General features: G+C 35.0%; 20 protein-coding genes. 12 read left to right on the top strand and 8 right to left on the bottom strand.

Annotation, left to right across the window (positions count from 1 at the left end; translation table 11 throughout):
• Window position 1: 1 nt before the first annotated feature.
• The 8 genes from BN55_RS07740 (at window position 2) to BN55_RS07705 (ending at window position 10,362) form a co-directional block, all read left to right on the top strand.
• Window positions 2-1,393, top strand: a complete 1,392-nt coding sequence (locus BN55_RS07740; protein WP_008471524.1) for a cytochrome ubiquinol oxidase subunit I — start codon at window positions 2-4, stop codon at window positions 1,391-1,393.
• Window positions 1,393-2,415 (top strand): cytochrome d ubiquinol oxidase subunit II, encoded by a 1,023-nt coding sequence (cydB, locus tag BN55_RS07735; protein ID WP_008471523.1) that lies wholly within the window; start codon window positions 1,393-1,395, stop codon window positions 2,413-2,415. Before BN55_RS07740 ends, cydB begins: the two co-directional genes overlap by 1 nt.
• Window positions 2,416-2,435: 20 nt before the next feature.
• Window positions 2,436-4,247, top strand: a complete 1,812-nt coding sequence (cydD, locus tag BN55_RS07730; RefSeq protein ID WP_008471522.1) for a thiol reductant ABC exporter subunit CydD — start codon at window positions 2,436-2,438, stop codon at window positions 4,245-4,247.
• Between the two features lies 1 nt (window position 4,248).
• The gene (gene cydC, locus BN55_RS07725) at window positions 4,249-5,988 is read left to right on the top strand and encodes a thiol reductant ABC exporter subunit CydC (RefSeq protein ID WP_008471521.1); all 1,740 of its coding nucleotides are present in this window, start codon (window positions 4,249-4,251) and stop codon (window positions 5,986-5,988) included.
• Between the two features lie 21 nt (window positions 5,989-6,009).
• A complete protein-coding gene (locus tag BN55_RS07720) occupies window positions 6,010-6,930 on the top strand; it encodes a prenyltransferase (RefSeq protein ID WP_008471519.1) in 921 nt (306 codons plus the stop codon).
• Between the two features lie 224 nt (window positions 6,931-7,154).
• Window positions 7,155-8,096 (top strand): phosphate/phosphite/phosphonate ABC transporter substrate-binding protein, encoded by a 942-nt coding sequence (gene phnD / locus BN55_RS07715; RefSeq protein WP_008471518.1) that lies wholly within the window; start codon window positions 7,155-7,157, stop codon window positions 8,094-8,096.
• A gap of 190 nt (window positions 8,097-8,286) precedes the next feature.
• On the top strand, window positions 8,287-9,357 hold the full coding sequence (locus BN55_RS07710) for a BMP family lipoprotein (RefSeq protein ID WP_008471517.1): 1,071 nt from the start codon (window positions 8,287-8,289) through the stop codon (window positions 9,355-9,357).
• A gap of 105 nt (window positions 9,358-9,462) precedes the next feature.
• Complete coding sequence (locus BN55_RS07705; protein ID WP_008471516.1) at window positions 9,463-10,362, top strand: alpha/beta hydrolase; 900 nt, start codon at window positions 9,463-9,465, stop codon at window positions 10,360-10,362.
• Between the two features lie 59 nt (window positions 10,363-10,421).
• On the opposite strand, the gene BN55_RS07700 is transcribed toward BN55_RS07705, so the two are convergent.
• Complete coding sequence (locus BN55_RS07700; RefSeq protein WP_008471515.1) at window positions 10,422-11,261, bottom strand: aldo/keto reductase; 840 nt, start codon at window positions 11,259-11,261, stop codon at window positions 10,422-10,424.
• Between the two features lie 123 nt (window positions 11,262-11,384).
• Between BN55_RS07700 and nagB the strand changes: the two genes are divergently transcribed.
• Window positions 11,385-12,104, top strand: coding sequence for a glucosamine-6-phosphate deaminase (nagB, locus tag BN55_RS07695; protein ID WP_008471514.1), 720 nt, complete (start codon window positions 11,385-11,387; stop codon window positions 12,102-12,104).
• A gap of 80 nt (window positions 12,105-12,184) precedes the next feature.
• Here the strand turns inward: nagB and murQ are convergent, their stop codons facing one another.
• From murQ to BN55_RS07665, 6 genes are read right to left on the bottom strand one after another with little or no spacing between them, the layout of a single operon-like run.
• Window positions 12,185-13,075: an N-acetylmuramic acid 6-phosphate etherase gene (murQ, locus tag BN55_RS07690; RefSeq protein ID WP_008471513.1), complete on the bottom strand. Its 891-nt coding sequence runs from the start codon at window positions 13,073-13,075 to the stop codon at window positions 12,185-12,187.
• 23 nt (window positions 13,076-13,098) lie between these two features.
• On the bottom strand, window positions 13,099-13,833 hold the full coding sequence (locus BN55_RS07685; RefSeq protein ID WP_008471511.1) for a serine hydrolase: 735 nt from the start codon (window positions 13,831-13,833) through the stop codon (window positions 13,099-13,101).
• The gene (locus BN55_RS07680) at window positions 13,826-14,890 is read right to left on the bottom strand and encodes a dipeptide epimerase (protein ID WP_008471509.1); all 1,065 of its coding nucleotides are present in this window, start codon (window positions 14,888-14,890) and stop codon (window positions 13,826-13,828) included. Before BN55_RS07680 ends, BN55_RS07685 begins: the two co-directional genes overlap by 8 nt.
• 22 nt (window positions 14,891-14,912) lie before the next feature.
• Window positions 14,913-15,686 carry an alpha/beta hydrolase gene (locus BN55_RS07675; RefSeq protein WP_008471508.1) on the bottom strand — a complete coding sequence of 258 codons (774 nt, stop codon included), beginning with the start codon at window positions 15,684-15,686 and terminating at the stop codon, window positions 14,913-14,915.
• 2 nt (window positions 15,687-15,688) lie between these two features.
• On the bottom strand, window positions 15,689-16,780 hold the full coding sequence (locus BN55_RS07670; protein ID WP_008471507.1) for a DUF871 domain-containing protein: 1,092 nt from the start codon (window positions 16,778-16,780) through the stop codon (window positions 15,689-15,691).
• A 5-nt stretch (window positions 16,781-16,785) separates the two neighbouring features.
• Complete coding sequence (locus BN55_RS07665) at window positions 16,786-17,334, bottom strand: acetate and sugar kinases/Hsc70/actin family protein (protein WP_008471506.1); 549 nt, start codon at window positions 17,332-17,334, stop codon at window positions 16,786-16,788.
• A 239-nt stretch (window positions 17,335-17,573) separates the two neighbouring features.
• Between BN55_RS07665 and BN55_RS07660 the strand changes: the two genes are divergently transcribed.
• Together BN55_RS07660 and BN55_RS07655 are read left to right on the top strand one after the other, a co-directional pair.
• Entirely contained in the window at window positions 17,574-19,004 is a 1,431-nt protein-coding gene (locus tag BN55_RS07660; protein ID WP_008471505.1) for a PTS sugar transporter subunit IIC, read from the top strand.
• Between the two features lie 69 nt (window positions 19,005-19,073).
• Entirely contained in the window at window positions 19,074-20,114 is a 1,041-nt protein-coding gene (locus tag BN55_RS07655; RefSeq protein ID WP_008471503.1) for a serine hydrolase domain-containing protein, read from the top strand.
• A gap of 13 nt (window positions 20,115-20,127) precedes the next feature.
• On the opposite strand, the gene BN55_RS07650 is transcribed toward BN55_RS07655, so the two are convergent.
• Window positions 20,128-20,970, bottom strand: coding sequence for a MurR/RpiR family transcriptional regulator (locus tag BN55_RS07650; protein WP_008471501.1), 843 nt, complete (start codon window positions 20,968-20,970; stop codon window positions 20,128-20,130).
• Window positions 20,971-21,213: 243 nt separating this feature from the next.
• Between BN55_RS07650 and BN55_RS07645 the strand changes: the two genes are divergently transcribed.
• On the top strand, window positions 21,214-21,861 hold the full coding sequence (locus BN55_RS07645) for a deoxynucleoside kinase (RefSeq protein ID WP_008471500.1): 648 nt from the start codon (window positions 21,214-21,216) through the stop codon (window positions 21,859-21,861).
• The last annotated feature ends 18 nt before the right edge of the window (window positions 21,862-21,879 follow it).

The raw sequence follows: 21,879 nt of genomic DNA, 5'->3' as shown, positions 1-21,879 counted from the left end.
TATGCTATTGGGCGTAAGTATGTTAGATCTTGCTCGCTTCCAATTCGCAATGACAACTGTTTTCCACTTCTTCTTTGTTCCATTCTCAATTGGTATGGGCTTAGTAGTTTCAATTATGGAAACCATGTATGTCGTTAAAAAAGACGAAGTCTACAAGAAGATGGCGCAATTCTGGGGTAAAATTTATCTTCTCAGCTTTGCTGTTGGTGTTGTTACAGGTTTGATTCAGGAATTCCAATTTGGTATGAACTGGTCTGACTATTCTAGATTCATGGGTGATATCTTCGGTGCTCCTTTGGCTATCGAAGCTTTGCTTGCCTTCTTTATGGAATCAACTTTCATTGGTCTATGGATGTTTACCTGGAATAAATTTAAGCCAGGTCTGCACTGTGCCTTAGTTTGGATTTCATTTTTAGGTTCATTGCTTAGTGCTATTTGGATTTTGACAGCTAATGCATTTATGCAGCACCCAGTTGGCTTTGTTATCAGAGATGGCAAAGCTCAAATGGCTAGCTTTGGTGCATTGGTTTCAAATCCACAATTATGGGCAAGCTTCCCACACGTAGTTATTGGTGCTATTGTTACTGCATCATTTGTTATTGCTGGTATGGCTGCATTTGGCTTACTTGCAAAACGTGATGTCAACTTCCACAAGAAATCAATGAGAGTTGCTTTATGGATTGGTATGATCGCTGCAATTTGCGAAGGACTTGCAGGTGACTACCAAACACAAGTTGAAATTAAAGAACAACCTATGAAGTTTGCTGCTACTGAAGGTGTTTATGAAACTACCGGCGATAAAGCTCCTTGGGACATTGTTGCTGATCTTGATACCAAGAACCACGAAAATAAAGGGGCTTGGTCAATTCCAGATGTCTTGACTATCCTTACTTACCACAAGACAACTGGTTCAGTTAAAGGTATGAATGAAATCAATAAAGAATTGCATGAAAAATATGATAAGAAGTTCGGTAAGGGAATGGATTATTATGTTCCAGTTAAGACTTTATTCTACTCATTCCGTATCATGGTTGCATTTGATATGTGGTTTATCTTAGTTGCTATTTTAGGACTAATTTGGACTCGTCCTTCAAAAGATACCATCGAAAACAAGCGTTGGTTCTTATGGGTATTAGGTGTTACTACTTACTTCCCATTCATCGCTAACACTTGTGGTTGGTTCATTACTGAATTGGGTCGTTTCCCATGGACTGTTTATGGTCTATTTACAATTGCTGATTCAGTATCTGCAAGCACGACAACTGGAGAATTATGGTTCACGAATATCATGTACTTCTTAATCTTCTCTACTTTGGGTGGAGTCATGGTTTACTACTGCAAGAAACAACTTGATAAAGGTGTCGATAAAGCTCTTGAGGGAGGTGTTTACTAATGATAGATGGTATTCAACCTTTACAATTATTATGGTTTGGCCTTATTGGCTTGCTATTCGTAATCTTTTATTTCCTAGAAGGATTCGACTATGGTGTCGGTATGGCAACTCATATTTTGGCTAGAAATGATAATGAACGTCGCTTGATGATCCAAACTATTGGACCTCACTGGGACGGCAACGAAGTTTGGTTAATTACTGCCGGCGGTGCAATGTTTGCTTCATTTGCTAGTTGGTATGCAAGTTTATTTAGTGGTTACTACATTTTATTGTTCTTTACCTTATTTGCATTAATCATTCGTGGTGTTTCATTTGAATTCTCAGCTCATGCTGATACTGTTAAAGGTTTCAGATTCTGGGTTTGGGCTCTATTTTTCGGTAGTTTATTCGCACCATTCTTACTTACCATGATGTTTGGTAGTTTGATTCAAGGTGTACCAATGGATGCTGCTGGCAACATGAGCTTAGGTTTTTGGAATATTGTTAACTGGCTTTCAATTGTTGCTGGTGTTGCCGGTGTCTTACTTTGCTTAATTCATGGTTTAAACTTCTTAAGATTAAGAATTGATGATCCTGATTTAAGTAGACGTGCACAAGATTTGAACAACAAATTATACATTATTGCTTATGCTGGTGAAGTTGTCTTTGCTTTATTGGTAATCTTTCAAACAGATTTCTTCCAAAAGCGTCCTATTTCATCAATTGTCATTACTTTAGCAATTGTTGTCTTTACTGTTTTGTCTCAAATATTTAACAAAACTAATCACCAAGCTTGGGCATTTATTACTAGCGGTTTAACCTTAGGAAGCGTTGTAGTATTACTCTTTAACGGTTTATTCCCACGCGTTCTTATCGCACAAAACCCAGCCAACTCACTATTAATTAAAAATGCTGCTAACGGTCAATTGACTTTGCAAGTTATGACAATCGTTTTAATCATCTGCTTGCCAATTGCCTTAGCTTACATTATTTGGTCATACGTTGTCTTTAGACACCGTTTAAAGGTTCAAGTTGAAAAATAACTTATTGAGGTAAAAATTTAATGATCGATAAAAGACTTTTCAAATTACCGAAAGCCAAGATCATGTTAGTAATGCTTGCAGGACTTGCTGTCTTGCAAGCATTTGCTATTTTAGGGCAAGGAATTTTTCTTGCTCGAGCAATCGTCGGATCTTGGAATAGACATCCTTTCTCATTCATCGCAATAAATGTTTTGCTCTTTTTTATCATGTACTTGTTGCGCCAGGCAATTTCCTGGTTTCAAAAATGGTACATGAATAATTACGCTCATCAAACAACTAGTTTATTGCGCAGTCAGCTACTAGATAAAATTTACCATGGCGGAATTGCACTAAGTTCACGCGTGGGAACTGGTAACTTAGTGGCTATGCTTTTAGACGGCATGGATGAAGTATCTAACTATCTTGCCTTAATTTTCCCTAAAATCATTGCTTTGGCTATTATTCCGTGGATTTTATTAATCTATATTTTCACTTTAAATGCACTGTCTGGCTGGATCTTGTTATTAGTATTCCCTTTATTAATCTTATTTATGATTATTTTAGGTACTGCAGCTCAGGCACGTGCCAGCAAGCAATATGCCGGCTATGTTAAATTACAAAATCACTTTGTCGATGCATTACGTGGTCTTGGCACATTAAAAGTCTTAGGTTTAGCCAAAAAATATGGTCAAGTAGTTTATAAAAATAGTGAAAACTATCGTAAACAAACCATGAAAGTTTTAAAAGTTGCTATCTTATCAACTTTTACTTTGGACTTTTTCACTACTTTATCAATTGCCATGATCGCCATGTTTCTAGGAATCGGCTTAATTAACGGCAACTTAATTTTGTATCCATCATTGATTATTTTGATTTTGTCTCCGGAATATTTCTTGCCAATTAGAGATTTTGGAAATGACTTTCACGCAACCTTAAATGGTAAAAACGCGATGGCGCAAATGTTTGACGTCTTATCCTTTGAAACGACAACTCAAGAAGACCAGCTACCTGCTTTCACTTGGGATCAAGGTAGTACATTAACAGTTAATGATGTCTCTTTTGCTTACAGCCACGAAGATCAAGATAAGTTTAAAGTAAACAAAAATGCTAAAATGACTGGGATTGCCAAGCAAAAACAAACTGAAGATAAGCATTACACAGATGAATTAAGTCATATTAATTTGTCTTTACATGGCTATCAAAAAGTCGGTATTATCGGCCCTACTGGAGCTGGTAAAACCACTTTAATGCGTTTATTAGGTGGCTTTTTGACTCCAATTGAAAAGGCTAATAACTTTACTGTTAACAATACTAACTTAGCTCAGCTCGACCAAAAGAATTGGCAAAATCAATTCACCTATATTCCCCAAGAGCCGTTCATGTTTGCTGATACGATTAAAAGTAACATTACCTTTTATAAACCTGATGCTACACAAGTAGAAATCGATCAAGCTGTCCATGAAGCAGGTCTTGATAACTTTATCGCTAGTCTTAAAAAAGGCCTTGATACGCCAATTGGTGAACACGGACGTGGTATTTCAGGCGGTCAAAAACAAAGAATTGCCTTAGCGCGTGCTTTTTTAGCTAAAGACCGTAAAATTCTATTTCTTGACGAGCCAACAGCTCACCTTGATATTGAAACTGAATACGAACTAAAAAAGACTATGCAGCCTTTAATGCAAAACCACTTAGTTTTATTTGCTACTCACCGTTTGCACTGGTTAAAAGATATGGATTGGTGTTTAGTTATTGAAGATGGCAAGATTGTTGAACAAGGAAGGCCAGAAGACTTAGCCAAAAATGGTACTGAATTTAGAAAACTCACTGAGCCATTAAAGGAAGGGGCTTTATAAGGTGGATAAATTAACATGGAAAAACGATCGCTGGATTAAGCCTTACCTGGCTAAATACAAGTGGGTTTTACTTCTAGCCATCTTTTTAGGAATCGTAATGTTCTTTTGCGGTGGTGCGTTAATGTTTTATGCTGGCTATACCATTGATAAAGCAGCTACGCGTCCAGAAAATATATTTATGATCTATGTGCCAATCGTCTTAATGCGTGCAGTAGGAATTGGGCGTCCTTTATTTAGATATTTAGAAAGACTAGTTTCTCACAATTGGGTCTTAAGAGTAACTAGCGATTTAAGGCGCAGACTTTATGATATCGTTGAAAAAAATAGTTCTGCGGTGGGATCTAACTATCAAACTGGAAGCTTGCTTTCTTTATTAACTGAAGATATTGGCCACTTGCAAAATTTATATTTGCGTACTATTTTCCCAGCAATCGTCGGTTATTTAGTTGGCTTTTTTGCAGTAATTTTATTAGGATTATTTAGCTGGCCACTTGCAGGCATAATTTTTATTTTATTGCTTATTGAACTGTTTTTAGTGCCACTATTTTCGCTGCTTAAGCAAGCTGCAATTCGCAGTAAAGAAAAGGCGGAAAAAGCCAGTCTTTATACCGAATACACTGATCAAGTTTTAGGTGCTGGCGATTGGCAAATTTCTGGTAGACAAAAAGCTTTTCACGATCAAACTCAAAAAACTGTCACCACTTTAGGTAAAAAACAGAAAAAGTCTGGCGAATTCGATTGGGCCCGCGATTTTATCTTGGAATTTGTCTTTGGCTTAATGGCAATCGCCCTGCTTTATTTCACTAATAAGTCGCTAACTTACAACCAAGAAGCTGCCAATTATGTCGGAGCCGTAGTTTTAGCGCTTTTTCCATTATCTGACGCCTTTATTCCTGTAGCTCAAGGAGCAGAAGAATGGCATACTTATAGCGATTCAGTTAAAAGATTAAACGCGATGCATCCCAAAAAAGAAGATTTGCCTACCCAACAAACTCTAAATCCAGCAGATTTTAAAGAATTACAAGTTGATAACGTCCGCTTCACCTACCCTGGCGAAAAGGTGCCAATTATCAAAAACTTTTCTCTGAAACTAGCTAAGGGCCAAAAAGCAGCCTTAATTGGACCATCAGGAGCAGGAAAAAGTACAATTTTACAGTTAGTGCTTGGTGATATCGCACCGCAAGCAGGCGAAGTTAAATTAAATGATATTAACGTGCGCTGCCTGCAAGATGAAAGACCAAAGCTATTTTCTGTATTAAACCAAGAACCATTTCTATTTAATACTTCAATTTATGAAAACTTAAAAATGGCTAATAAAAATGCCACTGCAGACGACATGATGGATGCTTTAGAAAAAGTACAATTAGCTGATTTTGTAAAAAGTTTGCCTGATAAACTAGACACGCAAGTTGCTGAAGCCGGAGCAAGATTTTCTGGCGGTCAAAAACAGCGTTTAGCATTAGCGAGAATTTTATTGCAAGATGCACCGATTGTGTTGCTTGATGAACCAACAGTTGGACTAGATCCATTAACTGAGCAAAAATTATTAAACCTTGTATTTAAGGTCTTAAAGGATAAAACTGTTATATGGATTACTCACCACTTGCAAGGAATGAAATATATTGATCAAGTTTTATTCTTCAAAGATGGAGTTGTTGAAATGAGCGGCAACCCACATGAATTATTTGAGACTAACGAGCATTTTCATAACTTGTATCTAATGGATCAAGGATCACTTTAAAACAGAAAGAAGTATAGACTAATGTCACAATCAGCTAAGCAAGGTTATTACGAGCTAGTTGAACCTAGAACGCTTTTTAATTCGATTATTCCGGTTTTACTAGGGATTATGTATACCTGGTACAACTATCGCACTTTTAGGATTGCTCCTTTAATTGAGATGGTAATTGCTACGATTGTTTTGCAGATTTTTATGAATGTTAATGATGGTTACTGGGATTACAAGCGCGAAAAAGCTGCCAAAACTGGCGACCACAAGAAGAATCCCATTGGTATGTATGATTTATCACCCAGTCATGTTAAATGGCTTGCGATCGTTTTATTCGCTATTTCAGCTATCTGCGCTTTCTTAATCGGATATCAAACTAATTACTGGATTTGGATTATCGGTATTATCTGCTATGCGATTGCCATCGGCTATTCAACTGGTGATCATACTATTTCATCAGGACCATTCGGCGAATTAGCTGCAGAATTTGCTATGGGCCTTGGAATCATGTTGGTTATGGTTTATATCAATGTTTATCCTAACGTTCCATTTACATGGAGCTTTGTAGGACCAATCATTTTAGCAGCCGGAATTCCAGAAATTTGTAATTACACTTTGCTTTTGGGCAATAACTTGTGCGACTACAAGGCTGATATCGCAAATGGTCGTCATACTCTAGTTTTTTATATCGGAATTAAGGGCGGACTTTATCTATTTATTTTCAATTATGTCTTAGGCTATGCTTTGACCATTTGGGCCGTTTTAATTCGCGTGATGCCGTGGAGCGTTTTGTTAATCTTATTCTGCATCCCACTACTAGTTAAAAACATGCGCTTTTTATGGAAAATTCAAAATAAGCGAACTTCATTTCCAAAAGTTGTCCAAAATACGCAAGCTTTATTTATTGCAGAATCAGTTGGATTTTTAATTGGGATTATTTTTAATCTTCACTAATAAGCTAAATATAATTTTAAAACGCACATGATTAATGTTCATATATCATGTGCGTTTTTTGTGATATAAAGCCACTTTAAAAACACTTTTATTATATTTTACGAACTATTTTTACTATTTAACTAAAAATTATTCATATTTCCTCTTGCCTAATAATAGATTTTTTAGTATAACTAAAGAGTCAACATCATTAAAGTTTTTATTAAGGAGTTCGCAATTTAAAGATGAAGATTAAAAAAGTTCTCGTTAGTGCACTGCTCGTCCTTACAGCCGGACTTGCTGCAGCTTGTTCAAGCGGATCTAAATCCAGCAATTCTAGTTCAAAATCTTTTACGCCTAAAGAATTGAACGTTCAGTTCGTACCAAGTGCGCAAGCTAACAAAATTGAAGCTAAGGCTAAGCCTCTTGAAGGCTTACTTAAAAAGCAACTTCATATGCCAGTTCATGTAACAGTTTCTACTGATTACAATGGCTTAGTTGAAGGAATGGCTTCCAAGAAAGTTGATGTCGGCTTTTTACCACCTGATGCTTATGTCTTAGCTCACAAACGTAAAGTTGCTGATGTTTTGCTTCAAGCTGAACGTTACGGCTATGATGAACCAAGCGGTAAAGTTAATAACAAGCTAATGCATGAATACCGCGCAATGGTTATTGTTAAAAAAGGCTCTGGCATTAAATCTTGGAAAGATCTCAAAGGAAAATCAATCGGTGTGATGGATCCAACTTCTTCATCAGGATATGTATTTCCAATTGTTGAACTTTACCAAAAAGGCTTAAATGTCTTAAAAGACTGTAAAGTAACCCAAATTAAAGGCGCTGACCAAGCAGTTTTATCTGTTTACAACGGTGATGTCGATGCAGCATTTGTTTTTGCCGACGCTCGTCCAATTGCTGCTAAAGATGAACCTAAAGTAATGAAAGACGTTGTACCAATTTACTTTACGCAATGGATTCCTAATGACACCATCTCAGTTAGAAGCGATATGAGTCCAGCTTTCAGAAAGAAAGTTGCTAAGGCATTTAAGAATATCGCTAAGTCTAAAGAAGGCAACAAGATCATCGAAAGCGTTTATAACCACTATGGTTATACCGATACAACAGATTCTGACTTTAACACTATTAGAAAATATCAAAAGGTACTTGATAAAGTTTCAGACAAAAAATAATCAAATTCCATTTTCTCCACTACAAAAATAATTCAACATCCAGTAAGAAGAGGCCCAAATTGGACCTCTTCTTTGATTTCTTAAATTTCTTATATTATAAATGGTTTCTCATAATATTTACTCAATTGACAAAAATACTCAAGATTGCTAGGTTAATCTATAATTATTACATTCACGGAGGATTTTTAGCATGATAAAATTTAAAAACATTTTTGCTAAAATCACTTTGACTGCACTAGCCTGTTTGAGTCTTAGTGCTTGCTCATCCAAAAAAAGTCCAACTAGTAGCAATTTTTCGCTTTCGCAAAAAACAGTTGCCTTAATTACTGATAATTCAGGCATTGACGACAACTCATTCAATGAATCTGCTTGGCAAGGAATTAAACAATATGCTCATACTCACAACTTGAATCAAGGTAGCAGCGGCTATGACTTACTCTCGGCTGATAGCAATGACGAGATCCCGACATTAGTTGATAAAGCTAGCGATTCTTCTTTTAATACCATTTTTGGCGTGGGGTCTAATTTACAAAAGCCGATTTTAAAAGCTGCTAAAAATTATCCTAATAAAAATTACGTCTTAATTAATTCTTCTGCTCCCTGCCTAAAAAATACTGCAACAATTAACTTTAATACTAAACAAGGCGCCTACCTAGCCGGCGTAGTTGCAGCAGAGATGACAAAAACCAAAAAGATCGGTTTTATCGGAGGCCTTCATACTCGCAGCGTGACGCAATTTGAAAAAGGTTTTAAAGAAGGCATCAAGAATACTGCAAAAAAATACCATAAAAATATTCAAATTTTAACCCAGTACACTAATACCTTCTCAAATGCTACCAAAGGCCAAGAAATCGCCGAAAACATGTACAATAAAAAAGTAGACATTATCTTTCATGCAGCTGGAAAAGCCGGTAAGGGTGTCTTCAAAGCAGCCCGACAAATCAATCAAGCTAATCCTGTAAGTCAAAAAGTCTGGGTCATCGGTGTCGATCGCAATCAATCAGATCTAGGTAAATACCAGGCAAAAGGCGGCCAAGAAGCAAACTTCACCTTAACTAGCGTCGTCAGCCGTATTGATGTTGCAGTCAATGACCTTGCTAGCCAAATTTATAAACAAGGTTTTCCTAATAAGAAAACAATTAAGTATGATTTATCAAACGACGGCGTTTATATTGTCCATAATCCCGATATTCCAACACGCATCTGGATTGCCAGTCAAAAAGCCAAGCAAGAGATTATTGATCACAAAATTAAAATCTAACTTTTAACGAAGATCTAAGAAATGGATCTTCGTTTTTTGTCATTGTGTAACTTTTTCTTTTATAATGTAAACGAATTCAAAGAAAAGATATACGAGGATTAAAAAATGAACCAAAACGAAATATTAAGCGCAGTAAACCAAATGCGTGCAGACTGCAAAGCTAATGATGATAAGCGCGATAGCGGCTTACCTCATGATATACCAGAAGTCAAAAGAATCGATGACTTGCAATATGGACCAGATCCTAAGTGGAATTTACTTGACTTATACTTACCTAAAAATAAAACTGGTAAATTACCTGTCATCATCAATATTCATGGTGGCGGTTGGGTTTACGGCACTAAAGAAACTTATCAGTTTTATGGTTTAGGGATGGCTAAACGCGGCTTTGCCTTTGTGAATCCAAATTATAAATTAGGTCCTGAAGTTCAATTTCCAAAAGAACTAGATCAAGTCAATCAATACATTCACTGGGTAGATAAGCATGCTGACGAATACAATTTAGATAAAGATAATGTATTTTTAATTGGCGATTCAGCTGGCGGCCAAATGGTTGAGCAGTATACAGCAATTTTAACTAATCCTGATTATCGTCAAAAATTCGGCTACGATTTACCTGACCTAATTTTTCGCGCCGTCGCTTTAAATAGTCCAGCTACTTTTATGCTGGATAAAGGGATGATTAGCGGCGCTACAATGGCCTACTTTACGCCTGAGCTAATGCAAGATGAAAAGATACGTGATCTGTTAAACGTGGAAAAATATATTACGAGCGATTTTTTGCCAACTTTTATTTCCACCGCTAATCAAGATTTCATTCATGATTGCAGCGTTAGATTAGACGGATTTTTAAGAGCAAGAGGAGTGGAAGTTATTCAAAAATCCTGGGGCGATAAAAAACAGCCCGAATCACACGTCTTTTTAATTAATCAAAAAGATGAACTCGCTAGTCAGGCTAATGATGAAGAAGCTGAATTCTTTAAAAAACATATGAATAAATACTGAGGCAAATTGCATCAAAAAAGAGAACCGTGTGGTTCTCTTTTTTTGCATATTTGCAAAATTTATATCATTGCGAGTGGCTCTTTATTAGTTGGTTGCGGAAAGTCTGCATTAATCAATTCTAGTTCATCTTGCGTCAATTTAATGGTGCTAGCAGCTAAATTATCTTTCACATGGCTAATCTTACCTGCCTTAGGGATTGTCAAAATTCGATTGCTTCTAAGTGCCCAGGCGAGCATGATTTGGTGAACGCTAGCATCATGGTCGCGAGCAACGATTTTCAAGTTATTTGTTACTCGAATCGAATTGCCATCTCCAGAATTAAATGGAGAATATCCGATAAAGCCGACGCCCTTTTGTTTTTGCCAGTCAAGCAAGTCATATTCAACGCCGCGTTTATCTAGATTGTACAAATCTTCATTAGCAAAACATTCACATCCACCAGGAACGCTAAAAAGTTCCTCCATATCAGCCACATCAAAGTTAGAAACGCCCCAGTAGCGAATCAGGCCTTCTTTTTGTAATTGTTTTAAACCAGCAACAGTTTCAGATAATCTTTTATTTCCGCGCCAATGCAGCAAATATAAGTCTAAGTAATCTGTTTTAAGTCTTTTTAGACTATTTTCCAAGCTGCGTCTTTCAAGTTCTGGCGTTGCATGATAAGGATAAAATTTTGAAATTAAAAATACTTTGCTTCTATCGTATCCCTTAAGCGCTTGCCCGATTAAACTCTCGCTTTTGCCTTCGCCATACATTTCAGCGGTATCAATTACTTTTAAGCCATTATCTAGCCCATAACGTAAAGACGCAATCTCATCTTTGCGTTTACTTTTATCTTCGCCCATGGCCCAAGTTCCCATGCCAATTCCAGCTAAATTTAAGTCTAAAAATTGATTACTCATTGCAGTCACCTCACCTAAATTTTAACTCAAAAAAATATTTTCTAAAAAATGTAAGCGGTTAAGTTGACTAGACCAATTATAAATTATATAATGGACTAGACCAGTAAATGAGGAGGTACCATGATGAAAGTAATTATTACTAAAGATAATATTGAAGGCGGCACTAAGGCTTTTGAAATCATTAAACAAGGAATGGAAAACGGAGCTAGAGTTCTTGGCTTAGCAACGGGATCTTCGCCAATTCCAATGTATGATGACATGTGCGACAGCGATCTTGATTTTTCAAATATGACGAGCATTAACTTGGATGAATATTACGGCTTAAAGCCTGATAACGACCAAAGTTACCACTACTTTATGCAAAAACACTTATTTGATAAAAAACCATTCAAAAATTCTTATATTCCTAATGGAATGGCAAAAGACATTGATGAAGAAGTAGATCGCTACAACGAAATCATTGCAAACAATCCAATTGATATCCAAATCTTAGGTATCGGACGTAATGGCCACATTGCTTTCAACGAACCAGGTACTCCTTTTGGCAGCTTAACTCATAAAGTTAACTTAACTGAAAGTACAATCAAGGCAAATTCTCGCTTTTTCGATAATGAAGATGAAGTACCTCGTCAAGCAATTTGTATGGGTATTAAATCAATCATGCAAAGCAAGAAGATCGTTCTTTTAGCCTTTGGCGATAGCAAACAAGACGCAATTAAGGCTTTGGTTGAAGGTCCAGTTACTGAAGAAGTTCCTGCATCCATTTTGCAAGATCACCCAGATGTAACAATTATTTGCGATAAAGAAGCTGCTGCAAAATTAAGCGATAAATATAAAAATTAAAAGGTAAATTTAGCCAAATTAAAACAGTAAATCGAAACTGTTGATCGATTTACTGTTTTTTTAGTATCTAGATTTTGGCTTTAGTTCAAAACTTGGCTGACATTGCCATGATTTTCTTTTAATATTTCTTGAGCTTTATCCACATCATAGCCAGTTTTTGCCATCACAATTGCCAGTGAAACATTCATGTGTGCTTTTTTCAGAATTTCATGTGCCTTATCTTTATCCACATGTGTACAACTAACAATAATTCGTTCGCTTCTATCTACAAGCTTTTCATTAGTTGGTTGCACATCAATCATGACATTTTCATACACTTTCCCCTGCTTAATCATGACCCCTGTAGAAATCATATTCAGAATCATCTTTTGAGCAGTTCCAGCTTTCATTCTAGTAGACCCTGTTACAACTTCAGGTCCCACAACTGCTTCAATTGGAACTTGTGCATATTTACCAATCTCACTATTTTCTACACACGCTACAGAAATAGTAACACTACCAACTTGACCAGCATACTTTAAGCCGCCAATTACGTAAGGTGTGCGCCCACTTGCAGCAAGTCCAATCACAATATCGTTAGCATTTAAATTTAATTTCTTCAAATCTTTTTGTGCTAATTCTTGTGAATCTTCAGCGCCTTCAACTGCCAAATACATAGCACGTTCACCGCCTGCAATTAGGCCCACAGCACGCTGCGGCTTTATACCATAAGTTGGAACTAATTCAACTGCATCTAACACGCCTAACCGGCCACTAGTGCCGGCTCCAATATAAATGAGTCTGCCGCCTTTATGATAATTTGCAGCCGCCATATCGATTGCCTTAGCAATTTGCGTACTTTGTTTTCCTACAGCTTGAGCGATTTTTTCATCTTCGTGATTGATAGTTTTGACCATGTCGAGCGTCGACATCGTATCGATGTGCATTGTCGCGGGGTTTCTTTGCTCCGTAGTTAAATCTTCAATTGCCATAATTTTTCTTCGTCCTAACTACTTTACTCAGTTAACAACTTTCCTATTTTTTGCATCATTTTTATTATCTGTTGATATTCATCAAAAGTTTCAAAATGCGTCATTACGCAACAATCAATTTGCTTACTATCCTTTTCAAATCTCGCAATATCATGTTGTTCTTGCTCTAGCTCTCCAGTTTTATTAAAAGTTTTAAACTCAGGATTACTGAACGCAACTAATTTATTTCGTACGCTTTGATGAGCAAGTGCCCTTACTATAACTTTCGAAGTGGTATTACTTGTACTTAAAAGTCTTTCAAAAACTTCCATAATTGCAACAACTGAGGTTAAGTTTTCTTCACTGCTTTTTTGCATTAAGTATCGCTTTAATTGAATACCTTTAAAGTTTTCTTGTAAAAAGCTATTAATGCAATCGATGTCGTAATAATCAAGCAATGCATTAGTTGCAGTATTATCAGAAAGACATAGCATTAAATCAATTAAATCACAGATATGCCATTTTTGAATATGCAATCTATTAATGACTCCTGCGCCACCAACTATTTCTGATTCTTTCAAATAAATAAAATCATTTAATGTATCATTCTTTTTTTCTGCAATATATAAAGCAATTCCCAATTTTATTAATGAAGCTGCTTTAAATTCATAATCAATATCTGGACTACTATAACTGAGTTGTCCATTTTCTTTAATTAAAATTGCAGTACGCCAGGGATTATTTTGAGTTAGCTTTTCAATTTCATCAATTTTATTCATTTTCTTGCTTCAACGAAATTTGATTTCCAGAAATCTTCAAATATTTATCTAAATCTGGATCTTTAACTGCCATAAAAATTGAATCTAAATCGACAAATGCCACATTTTTATTTGCCACTGCAAAAGCTACCGCTGCTGCAATACTTTCAACCGGTTCAATCATGCAGCCAACCATTGTTTTAATTCCACAAGCATGAGCTAGATCATTAATTTTAACTGCATCGGATAATCCACCAGTTTTCATTAACTTAATATTTATATAGTCACAGGCATGCGCATTTATTATTTTTATTGCATCTTCAAAAGACTCGACGCTTTCGTCAACCATAATCGGAATAAGCGAGTGCTGAGTAAGATAGGCAAGATCCCAAATTAAATCTTTTTTTATAGGTTGTTCGATAAAATCAATATTTAGTTGTTTTTCTGACCACTTCGAACTTGCTAGAAGCGTTTGCTTTTTATTCCATCCCTGATTGCAGTCTATTCTCAAAGAAACATTTGGACCAACTGCTTGAGCAATTTTTTCTACAGTATTTATATCTTCATAAATAGAATGCGTCCCTAGTTTGATTTTTAATGATGTAAATCCTTGCTTTACTAAATTTTGGGCTTCAGAAACCATTTGTTCATCTGAACCAATGCTAATCGTATAGTCGGTACTTACTTTGCCTGGATCAGCGCCTAAAAGATTAACTAAAGATTGTTTATTTTCATTAGCTTTAGCTTGATACAGCGCAATTTCTACTGCTGCTTTGGCAGCAGGATTATGAACAATGCATTTTTTCAATTTAAAAATTAATTGATTCCAATTTAGAAAATCTTCGTTAATTAATGCTGGTCTAATTACTGAAGAAATAACCTCTTGTGTCGTCTGTAAATTATCTCCAGTTACTTTTTCATTAGGTGTAGCTGCACCTATTCCGATTGTTCCATCACTCAAAAGCACTTTAACTTGCACCGCTTGTATACTATCTACTTCATGCAGTGCTGTGATAAAAGGACGTTTCAGTGGAACAGTTTTTATTGTGCAACTAATATCCTTAATTAATAAAGTCATTCTTAAGTCTCCTTAAATTACTTTAAGCAGGTAAATTATTTATTAGCCATCCATACCCTTGCTTGATAGCTTTTTGCCAATAATTCCAATTGTGTCCTCCATATTCATCCTCAGTTACTACTAAATTATTATTATTTTTCTTTAACTGGTTGATAAAGCGATTTACAGAATTAATCGGTACTATCTCATCTAATTGACTGCTTTCAATAAAGAAATTAACTTTTCTATTTTCCTGACTTAAATATGAAGTTGGAAAAAGCTTTCGATATACATCATTATTCCAATTTTCCTTATTATCTTGAAAAGCATGAATCGATTTATAAATGACATCTGGAACATCATTTATTTGCCATACTGCTGGCGAAATCAGCATTGCATCCCTAAATTGCTCAGGATATTTTAAGGCCAATCGACTAGCCCCATAACCCCCCATCGATATTCCACCGATACTTATTTGACTAAGATTATATTGACCTCTCAAATATGGAATTAGTTCATCAATGATCGCAGATTCCATTTTCATTCCAATTAACGAATCGATATAAAAACTATTAAAGCCATCCACAAAGGCCACCAATACTGGCTTATTTGTTTTTTCAATTAACTGATCTAAGATCGGCTGCGAATCAATTCTATTTCTATCTAAAAAGTTTGTGTGATTTCCATATAAGCCATGAAACATAAGGATTAAATTATATTTTTTATTTGTTGAAAATCCATCAGGTAGATATAAATCATAATTCCAATCCAGTTTTAAATATGATGAATAAAAAGTCGTCGTTAATATTTCACTCATGATTATTCAGAAGTTAATTTAAACTTAGTCCAAGGCTTAATGAAATCAAGCAAGAACAATTCATCTTTAGCAATTGATCCCACTTTATTTTTTCGAGATTCAGTATGAGGCTTCAAAACTATTTGCAATTCATTTTTATAAATTCCAAAACCATCATTTCCAATTAACACATCCCCACGTTTAAACTCTTGCTCATTATCATGGGGAGTATTTGGAATATCTTTATAAGTTACACGTGGCATAGTAGATCTAATCACAATGCTATTCATATCTCCGCGACGAAAATGTTGTGGCTTTTCGACAATCGTCTTTTCAATGTCATTAACGTCTTTTACATAGTCAACATGCAAAACTAACTGATAAGGGTTTACTAATGATAAAGCACGCAATTCATCTTCTGATGCATATGCATTTCCGATAATCACGTCATCAATCATGTTAGTAGCCCATAATTGCTTTGCTTGAACTTGAATCGGTAAATATCTATCTTCTTCTAAAGTTGGCAAGCCATCTGTTACGTTCCATGGTCCCATTTTTCCTACACTACTTGAAACAAAGGCTGCTGAATGAATATTAAATTTTCTAAATCTCTTAGAGCATTCCATAAAGAAGTCATAAGGCAGTGCAGTGCCTTTTTGCGGATAAAAATTGTGACATCCATAAATAAATGGCGTATTTGCTTGATAAGAAATAACGTTATTAAGATAGTCAACATTATTACTCATATTCAATTCAATAATTAAACCATATGGGTTATACGACATTAAGGCTTCGGTAGCTCCATCAAAGGCTTGATCTAATCTAAGACCAGTCGCCCCAATATCATGAAAGAATGATAAATCATGATAATCAACGCCAAGCTTATTCAAAATACGTGGCGATACATCTAGAAAAGTTTGATAACCGAGTTTATTTCCATAAGAAATTATCTTTTTATAGTTTTCTTTAGTTTGCTCAACTGTACCCTGAACTTCCAGCATGCTCATAAAAATTCTTTTGAATCCATACTTATGGCCCAAGTCTAAATAATGAGCATTATCTTCAAATTTACTGTGGTCTGGATAAATCGATAGACCTAAATGTCTCATAGTCATTGCAATTACTCTTCTTTCTTAAAATAATTTACGGCATCGGTGTTGCTAGATTTAGAAACTGTAACTTTAATATCAGGAAATTCTTCTTGAACTCTATTTTCAATAATATTTTTAATCAACGTATTGTTAACCAAAACCGATCCAGATAAAGCTAAATTGTTAGCTGTTTCATCATTATTTTTGCAACGCGCAATCAATCCAATAATTTCATCAGCCAACAAATTACCCTGATGCTTTAATACTTTAATTGCATCTCCATTATTTTCCTCGGCTAATTTACCAATTTCTTTTGAAAAACCTGCAATTTCTTTTCTATCAAACGGATCTTTTAATGTTTCTAATCCCGCGATTCCTATCAAAATACATTCGCATTTATCATTAGGAAGCGTATTTACAATGTCTTTTACTACAGATACTAAATTTTGAACTGTTTGATCAGGATTCAAAAAGATATTTCCTGGACCGCTTTGCGCAGTAGCGATTTCTTTTTTATCTGCATAAGCAATTGCTGTGATATGTGTGCCACCACTATCAATTCCAATCCTATATGTCATACATTGCCTCCTTTTCTATTTAATATAGTTACTATATGCGATTTCATCGTATGCTTTTTTGAAATAGCTTTCAATAGTTTTTGAAAAAATATTTCATTTTAACAATATACAAGTGTTATTTATCGACTAAATATAAAAAAATATTTCATTAAAGACTTAAAAGTGCTATTCTTAACTTATAAATGATACCGTATTCATTTATGAGGGATATTTTATTTAAATTATAGGAGGGATTTAAGATGGCGAAATTTAATGCCGCAAAAATCACCTCGAAAATGTCAAAACTAGCGGGTAACCGTTATTTTGTAGCAATCCGAGATGGTATGGCAGTTATTATTCCTGTCGCAATTGTTGGGTCATTTTTCACTATTATTTCGCAGTTTCCAGTAGATAGTTGGAAAAAGTTTATTACACCATATCTACCAGCTCTGCAGGTGCCTGTTACCTTTTCAATAGGCATGATGGCTTTATATTCTTGTTATGCAATGGCTGCAGCCTTAGCAGAACATTATAAGCTTGATAGAAATTCGTCTGCTACAGTTGCCACTATGGCTTTCTTTATTTTGGCTGTTAGTCCTGGTACATTGACTGCTAAAGCAGCTAAGTTATCTGGCATGGTTGCAGGTACTGTTCTTCCATCAACGAACTTTGGTGCACAAGGTTTGTTTACAGCGATGGTTGTTTCAATGGTTTCCGTTGAAATTATTAGATGGTTTAAAGAAAAGAATTTGGTTATCAAAATGCCAGATGGTGTTCCACCTGCAGTCTCAAATTCATTCGTATCATTAATTCCTGCTTCAGTTATTATTCTTATTGCATGGATAATTAAAGAGTTACTACACTTTGACTTAAACGCAGGATTATTAGCTCTCTTATCACCATTATCAAACTTTGGTAAAGACAACTTTATTTCAGCTATTGTCCCACCATTCTTCAACTCACTATTTTGGTTATTTGGTATTCATGGTGCTATTACATCAACACCAATTTATCCATATTGGTACAAGAACCTAGATGCAAACATGGTTGCTATTGCTCATGGAGTTAGTGCAGCTAACGCACCTAGATTTATGACTGAACAGTTCTTCCAATGGTTCGTTTACATTGGTGGTTCTGGTACAATATTAGGGTTATGTATTTTACTTGCTTTTGCATCTAAATCATCATTTGGCAAAACTTTAGGTAAAGCAGTTATTATTCCAAGTATCTTTAACATTAATGAACCTATTATCTTTGGTTTGCCAATTGTTTTAAACCCATACTTTGCTATTCCATTTATCATTACACCGATGATCACTGGTGCCTTAACTTACTTCGCGACTGTTTTGCACTTAGTTTCTAGAACAATAGCCTTAGTTCCATGGACTTTACCTGGACCGATTGGTGCTTATATGGCAACTGGATTTGACTGGAGAGCGGCAGTATTATCATTAATTAATATCGTCATTTCAATAGTCATCTACTACCCATTCTTCAAGGTTTGGGACAAGAAGCAGTTAGAAAAAGAAGCTAAGAATGCTACAACTACTCAAACTTCAGATAATGCAAGTACTAATGCAGAAACGATTAGTTTTAACGACAAAGAAAGCAAATCAGTTGTTGAAAATACAACTTTTGCAAAGAAATTATCTATTAAGAATCTGTTTCATCCAATAAGACAAACAGAATAGATTAAATTATTTATTATAAAAGCCTATTTTAGCCAGATACTAAAATAGGCTTTTGTGTGGAGTTTAAAAATGAAAAATAATATTGAAATTTATGCTTTAATGCAAAATGCTATTAAAGAAAAAGCTACTCCTGGAGTTTCATACTGCTTAAATAATATTAAATCTCCAGAAAATGAAACTGTATACTTAGGTTTTAAAAATTACGCTCACCAAAGCAAAATAAACTCAGGCTGCATCTATGATTTAGCCTCATTAACTAAAGTAATTGCTACTACAACCAGAATTTTGCAGCTTTTAAGTGAAAATAAAATAATTCTAACAACTACAGTATCTTCAATTCTGCCAGATACGCCTTATTCAAAGATCACTATTAAAAACCTTTTATTACATAATTCTGGCCTTCCAGCAGATCTTGAAAATGTATCCTCTTATCGCGACAAAGAAGACGTACTTTACGCTATCAAGCATCAAAATCTAGTCTATAAAACTGGAACAAATATGATCTATTCCGACATTAACTTTATTTTGTTAGGTCTTATCATTGAAAAAATCGATCGGATGTCTTTAGATAAAAGTATTGCTGAACATCTTTTAAAGCCGTTAAATTTAACTCATACAGGCTATTGTTTAGATAAAACTTATGATGTTTCTAACTTCGTTCCTACTGAACAAACGCCAACTAGAGGCACTCTTTGCGGAAAAGTTCACGATGAAACAGCGGGAAAATTAAGCGGCGTTTCCGGAAATGCTGGACTTTTTTCGACATTAGATGATTTAAAAAAATTCTGCGCAATGTATCTTAACAAAGGTACTTATAATGGCAAAAATATTATCCCTGCTGAATATATTGAATCTTTATTTAACTATAACTTTTTAGGACGCACCTTAGGCTGGAAACGCTGGGATAAGAATAGTCATACGCTTTGGCACACTGGCTTTACAGGTACTTCTATTGCTTTAGATTTTGATAATAATAGCTATTATATTTGTTTAACAAATCGAGTCAATCCCACAAGAGCAAACAAAAAATGGCTAAATATTAGACGTTTAGCCATTGGTTTGTTTTTTGAAAAGCCAGAATTGCTTCCAACTATCGACGAATCAAAGTAATATAATAAAATAATTATTCACCAACTTTTAATTGCGTAGTTAAGGCTTCTGTATCTCGCATTTCTTTTTCTAGATAATCTAAATCTTTATTCACTGTTGCCAAATATAGCAAGCTCGAAATAAAAATTTCAGAAAAAAGTGAATCAATTGCTCCTACTCTCAATAATTTTTCTTTTGTAGGCAAAGCTATAACTATATCCGCAATTTTAGACAAAGGAGAAGTCTCATTTCTAGTAATCGCAATAACGGGAGTACAGTTCTTTTTGGCGGTTTTTGCTCCCAAGATAATTTCTTTGGTCAATCCGCTATATGAAAACATAATCGCAACATCTTTTTTAGTCGAAGATGATATTCTTTCTAGAGCAATATGCGCATCTTGGCTAAAAAATGTTTTTCTCCCTGCACGGATAAATTTATAATACAAATCCATAGCCGCTAATCCTGACGCTGCCACACCACCAATTATAATTTGATCTGCTTTTTTGATAATTTTAACAGCTTGATTTAACGCGTCCAATTTAATTGAAGATGCTGTTAATTCAGTATTTTGGCGAGAATTAATTAATAATTTTTGTAAAATATCTTTCGGCTCATCGCTACTTGTAACCAAAGGATCAATCTTATCTTCAACCCTACCTGTTGTTTTAGCGAGCTTTAACCTAAAATCGGTTAATCCTTTAAAGCCAAGTTGTTTGCAGAACCTAATAATTGAGGCTGCACTTGTATTGGTTAATTTACCTAATGTATTTGCATCATGTTCTAAAAAAGATTCTGTATGATCCAAACAATAATCGGCGATTTTTTTAGATGTGCCTTTTAATTTCGACGAATTTAAATATTCTAAAATATTATGCATAAATTGGTTACTTTCTGTCTTTTTTCTTTTAGTTACACAACTATATTTTATCATTAATATAAAATTTAATTTCATTATATGTATAGATATAGAGCTTATTTGAAACTATATTTCAAAAAATAATTGCTATTTTTACCCAAATTAACTTGACTTTTGCGCGTGGAACATAATTCAAAAATTCCTTGCTTACATACAAGATATTGTTTTAAACTTATAAAGCAAACAAGATATTGTAGAAAGAACGTGATTAAAGTTATTGTTTTAAGCGGGCCAATTGGAGCCGGTAAATCCAGTTTAACTAGCATTTTAGCTGAACATTTGGGAACACAAGCGTTTTATGAAGGCGTAGATAATAATCCAGTCCTTCCTTTGTATTACAAGGATATGAAAAGATATACATTCTTATTAAACACTTACCTTCTAAATCATCGTTTAGCGCAAATTAACCAAGCAATTCAAGAAAAAAACAGCGTTTCTGATCGTTCCATTTACGAAGATGCCCTATTTTTCAAAATGAATGCTGACAGTAAAGTCGCTGATCGCACAGAGTTCAAGATTTATGACGATTTGCTCGACAACATGATGGAAGATACTCCGGGCAATCCTAGCAAAAAGCCTGATCTCCTAATTTATATTCACGTTTCGTTAGATACAATGCTTTCTCGCATTAAAAAGCGTGGCCGTTCTTTCGAACAAATTAGTACAGATCCAGGCTTAAAGGACTACTACAAACGCTTGCTTAGCTACTATGAACCTTGGTATGAGCAATATGACGCTTCTCCTAAAATGGAGATTAATGGCGATTTACTCGACTTTGTAGTTGATGAAGATGCTAAAAAAGAAGTCTTAAGCGAGATTGATCGCAAATTACAACAAATTGGGAATTTATAAAATAAAAAGTTAGAAGGA

The organism is Lactobacillus hominis DSM 23910 = CRBIP 24.179 (genome assembly GCF_000296835.1).
Lineage (GTDB): Bacteria > Bacillota > Bacilli > Lactobacillales > Lactobacillaceae > Lactobacillus > Lactobacillus hominis.
The sequence above is the reverse complement of the archived record's forward strand: the minus strand, read 5'-3'. Positions and strand labels throughout refer to the sequence as shown.

Bases quoted from the DNA above. Each gene is read 5' to 3' on its own strand.
- BN55_RS07740 (WP_008471524.1), top strand. From the start codon at position 2: ATGCTATTGGGCGTAAGTATGTTAGATCTTGCTCGCTTCCAATTCGCA.
- cydB (WP_008471523.1), top strand. From the start codon at position 1,393: ATGATAGATGGTATTCAACCTTTACAATTATTATGGTTTGGCCTTATT.
- BN55_RS07705 (WP_008471516.1), top strand. From the start codon at position 9,463: ATGAACCAAAACGAAATATTAAGCGCAGTAAACCAAATGCGTGCAGAC.
- BN55_RS07650 (WP_008471501.1), bottom strand. From the start codon at position 20,970: ATGCATAATATTTTAGAATATTTAAATTCGTCGAAATTAAAAGGCACA.
- murQ (WP_008471513.1), bottom strand. From the start codon at position 13,075: ATGGCAATTGAAGATTTAACTACGGAGCAAAGAAACCCCGCGACAATG.
- BN55_RS07675 (WP_008471508.1), bottom strand. From the start codon at position 15,686: ATGAGTGAAATATTAACGACGACTTTTTATTCATCATATTTAAAACTG.
- BN55_RS07680 (WP_008471509.1), bottom strand. From the start codon at position 14,890: ATGACTTTATTAATTAAGGATATTAGTTGCACAATAAAAACTGTTCCA.
- BN55_RS07700 (WP_008471515.1), bottom strand. From the start codon at position 11,261: ATGAGTAATCAATTTTTAGACTTAAATTTAGCTGGAATTGGCATGGGA.
- BN55_RS07685 (WP_008471511.1), bottom strand. From the start codon at position 13,833: ATGAATAAAATTGATGAAATTGAAAAGCTAACTCAAAATAATCCCTGG.
- BN55_RS07670 (WP_008471507.1), bottom strand. From the start codon at position 16,780: ATGACTATGAGACATTTAGGTCTATCGATTTATCCAGACCACAGTAAA.
- BN55_RS07720 (WP_008471519.1), top strand. From the start codon at position 6,010: ATGTCACAATCAGCTAAGCAAGGTTATTACGAGCTAGTTGAACCTAGA.
- BN55_RS07660 (WP_008471505.1), top strand. From the start codon at position 17,574: ATGGCGAAATTTAATGCCGCAAAAATCACCTCGAAAATGTCAAAACTA.
- BN55_RS07710 (WP_008471517.1), top strand. From the start codon at position 8,287: ATGATAAAATTTAAAAACATTTTTGCTAAAATCACTTTGACTGCACTA.
- cydD (WP_008471522.1), top strand. From the start codon at position 2,436: ATGATCGATAAAAGACTTTTCAAATTACCGAAAGCCAAGATCATGTTA.
- BN55_RS07655 (WP_008471503.1), top strand. From the start codon at position 19,074: ATGAAAAATAATATTGAAATTTATGCTTTAATGCAAAATGCTATTAAA.
- nagB (WP_008471514.1), top strand. From the start codon at position 11,385: ATGAAAGTAATTATTACTAAAGATAATATTGAAGGCGGCACTAAGGCT.
- phnD (WP_008471518.1), top strand. From the start codon at position 7,155: ATGAAGATTAAAAAAGTTCTCGTTAGTGCACTGCTCGTCCTTACAGCC.
- BN55_RS07665 (WP_008471506.1), bottom strand. From the start codon at position 17,334: ATGACATATAGGATTGGAATTGATAGTGGTGGCACACATATCACAGCA.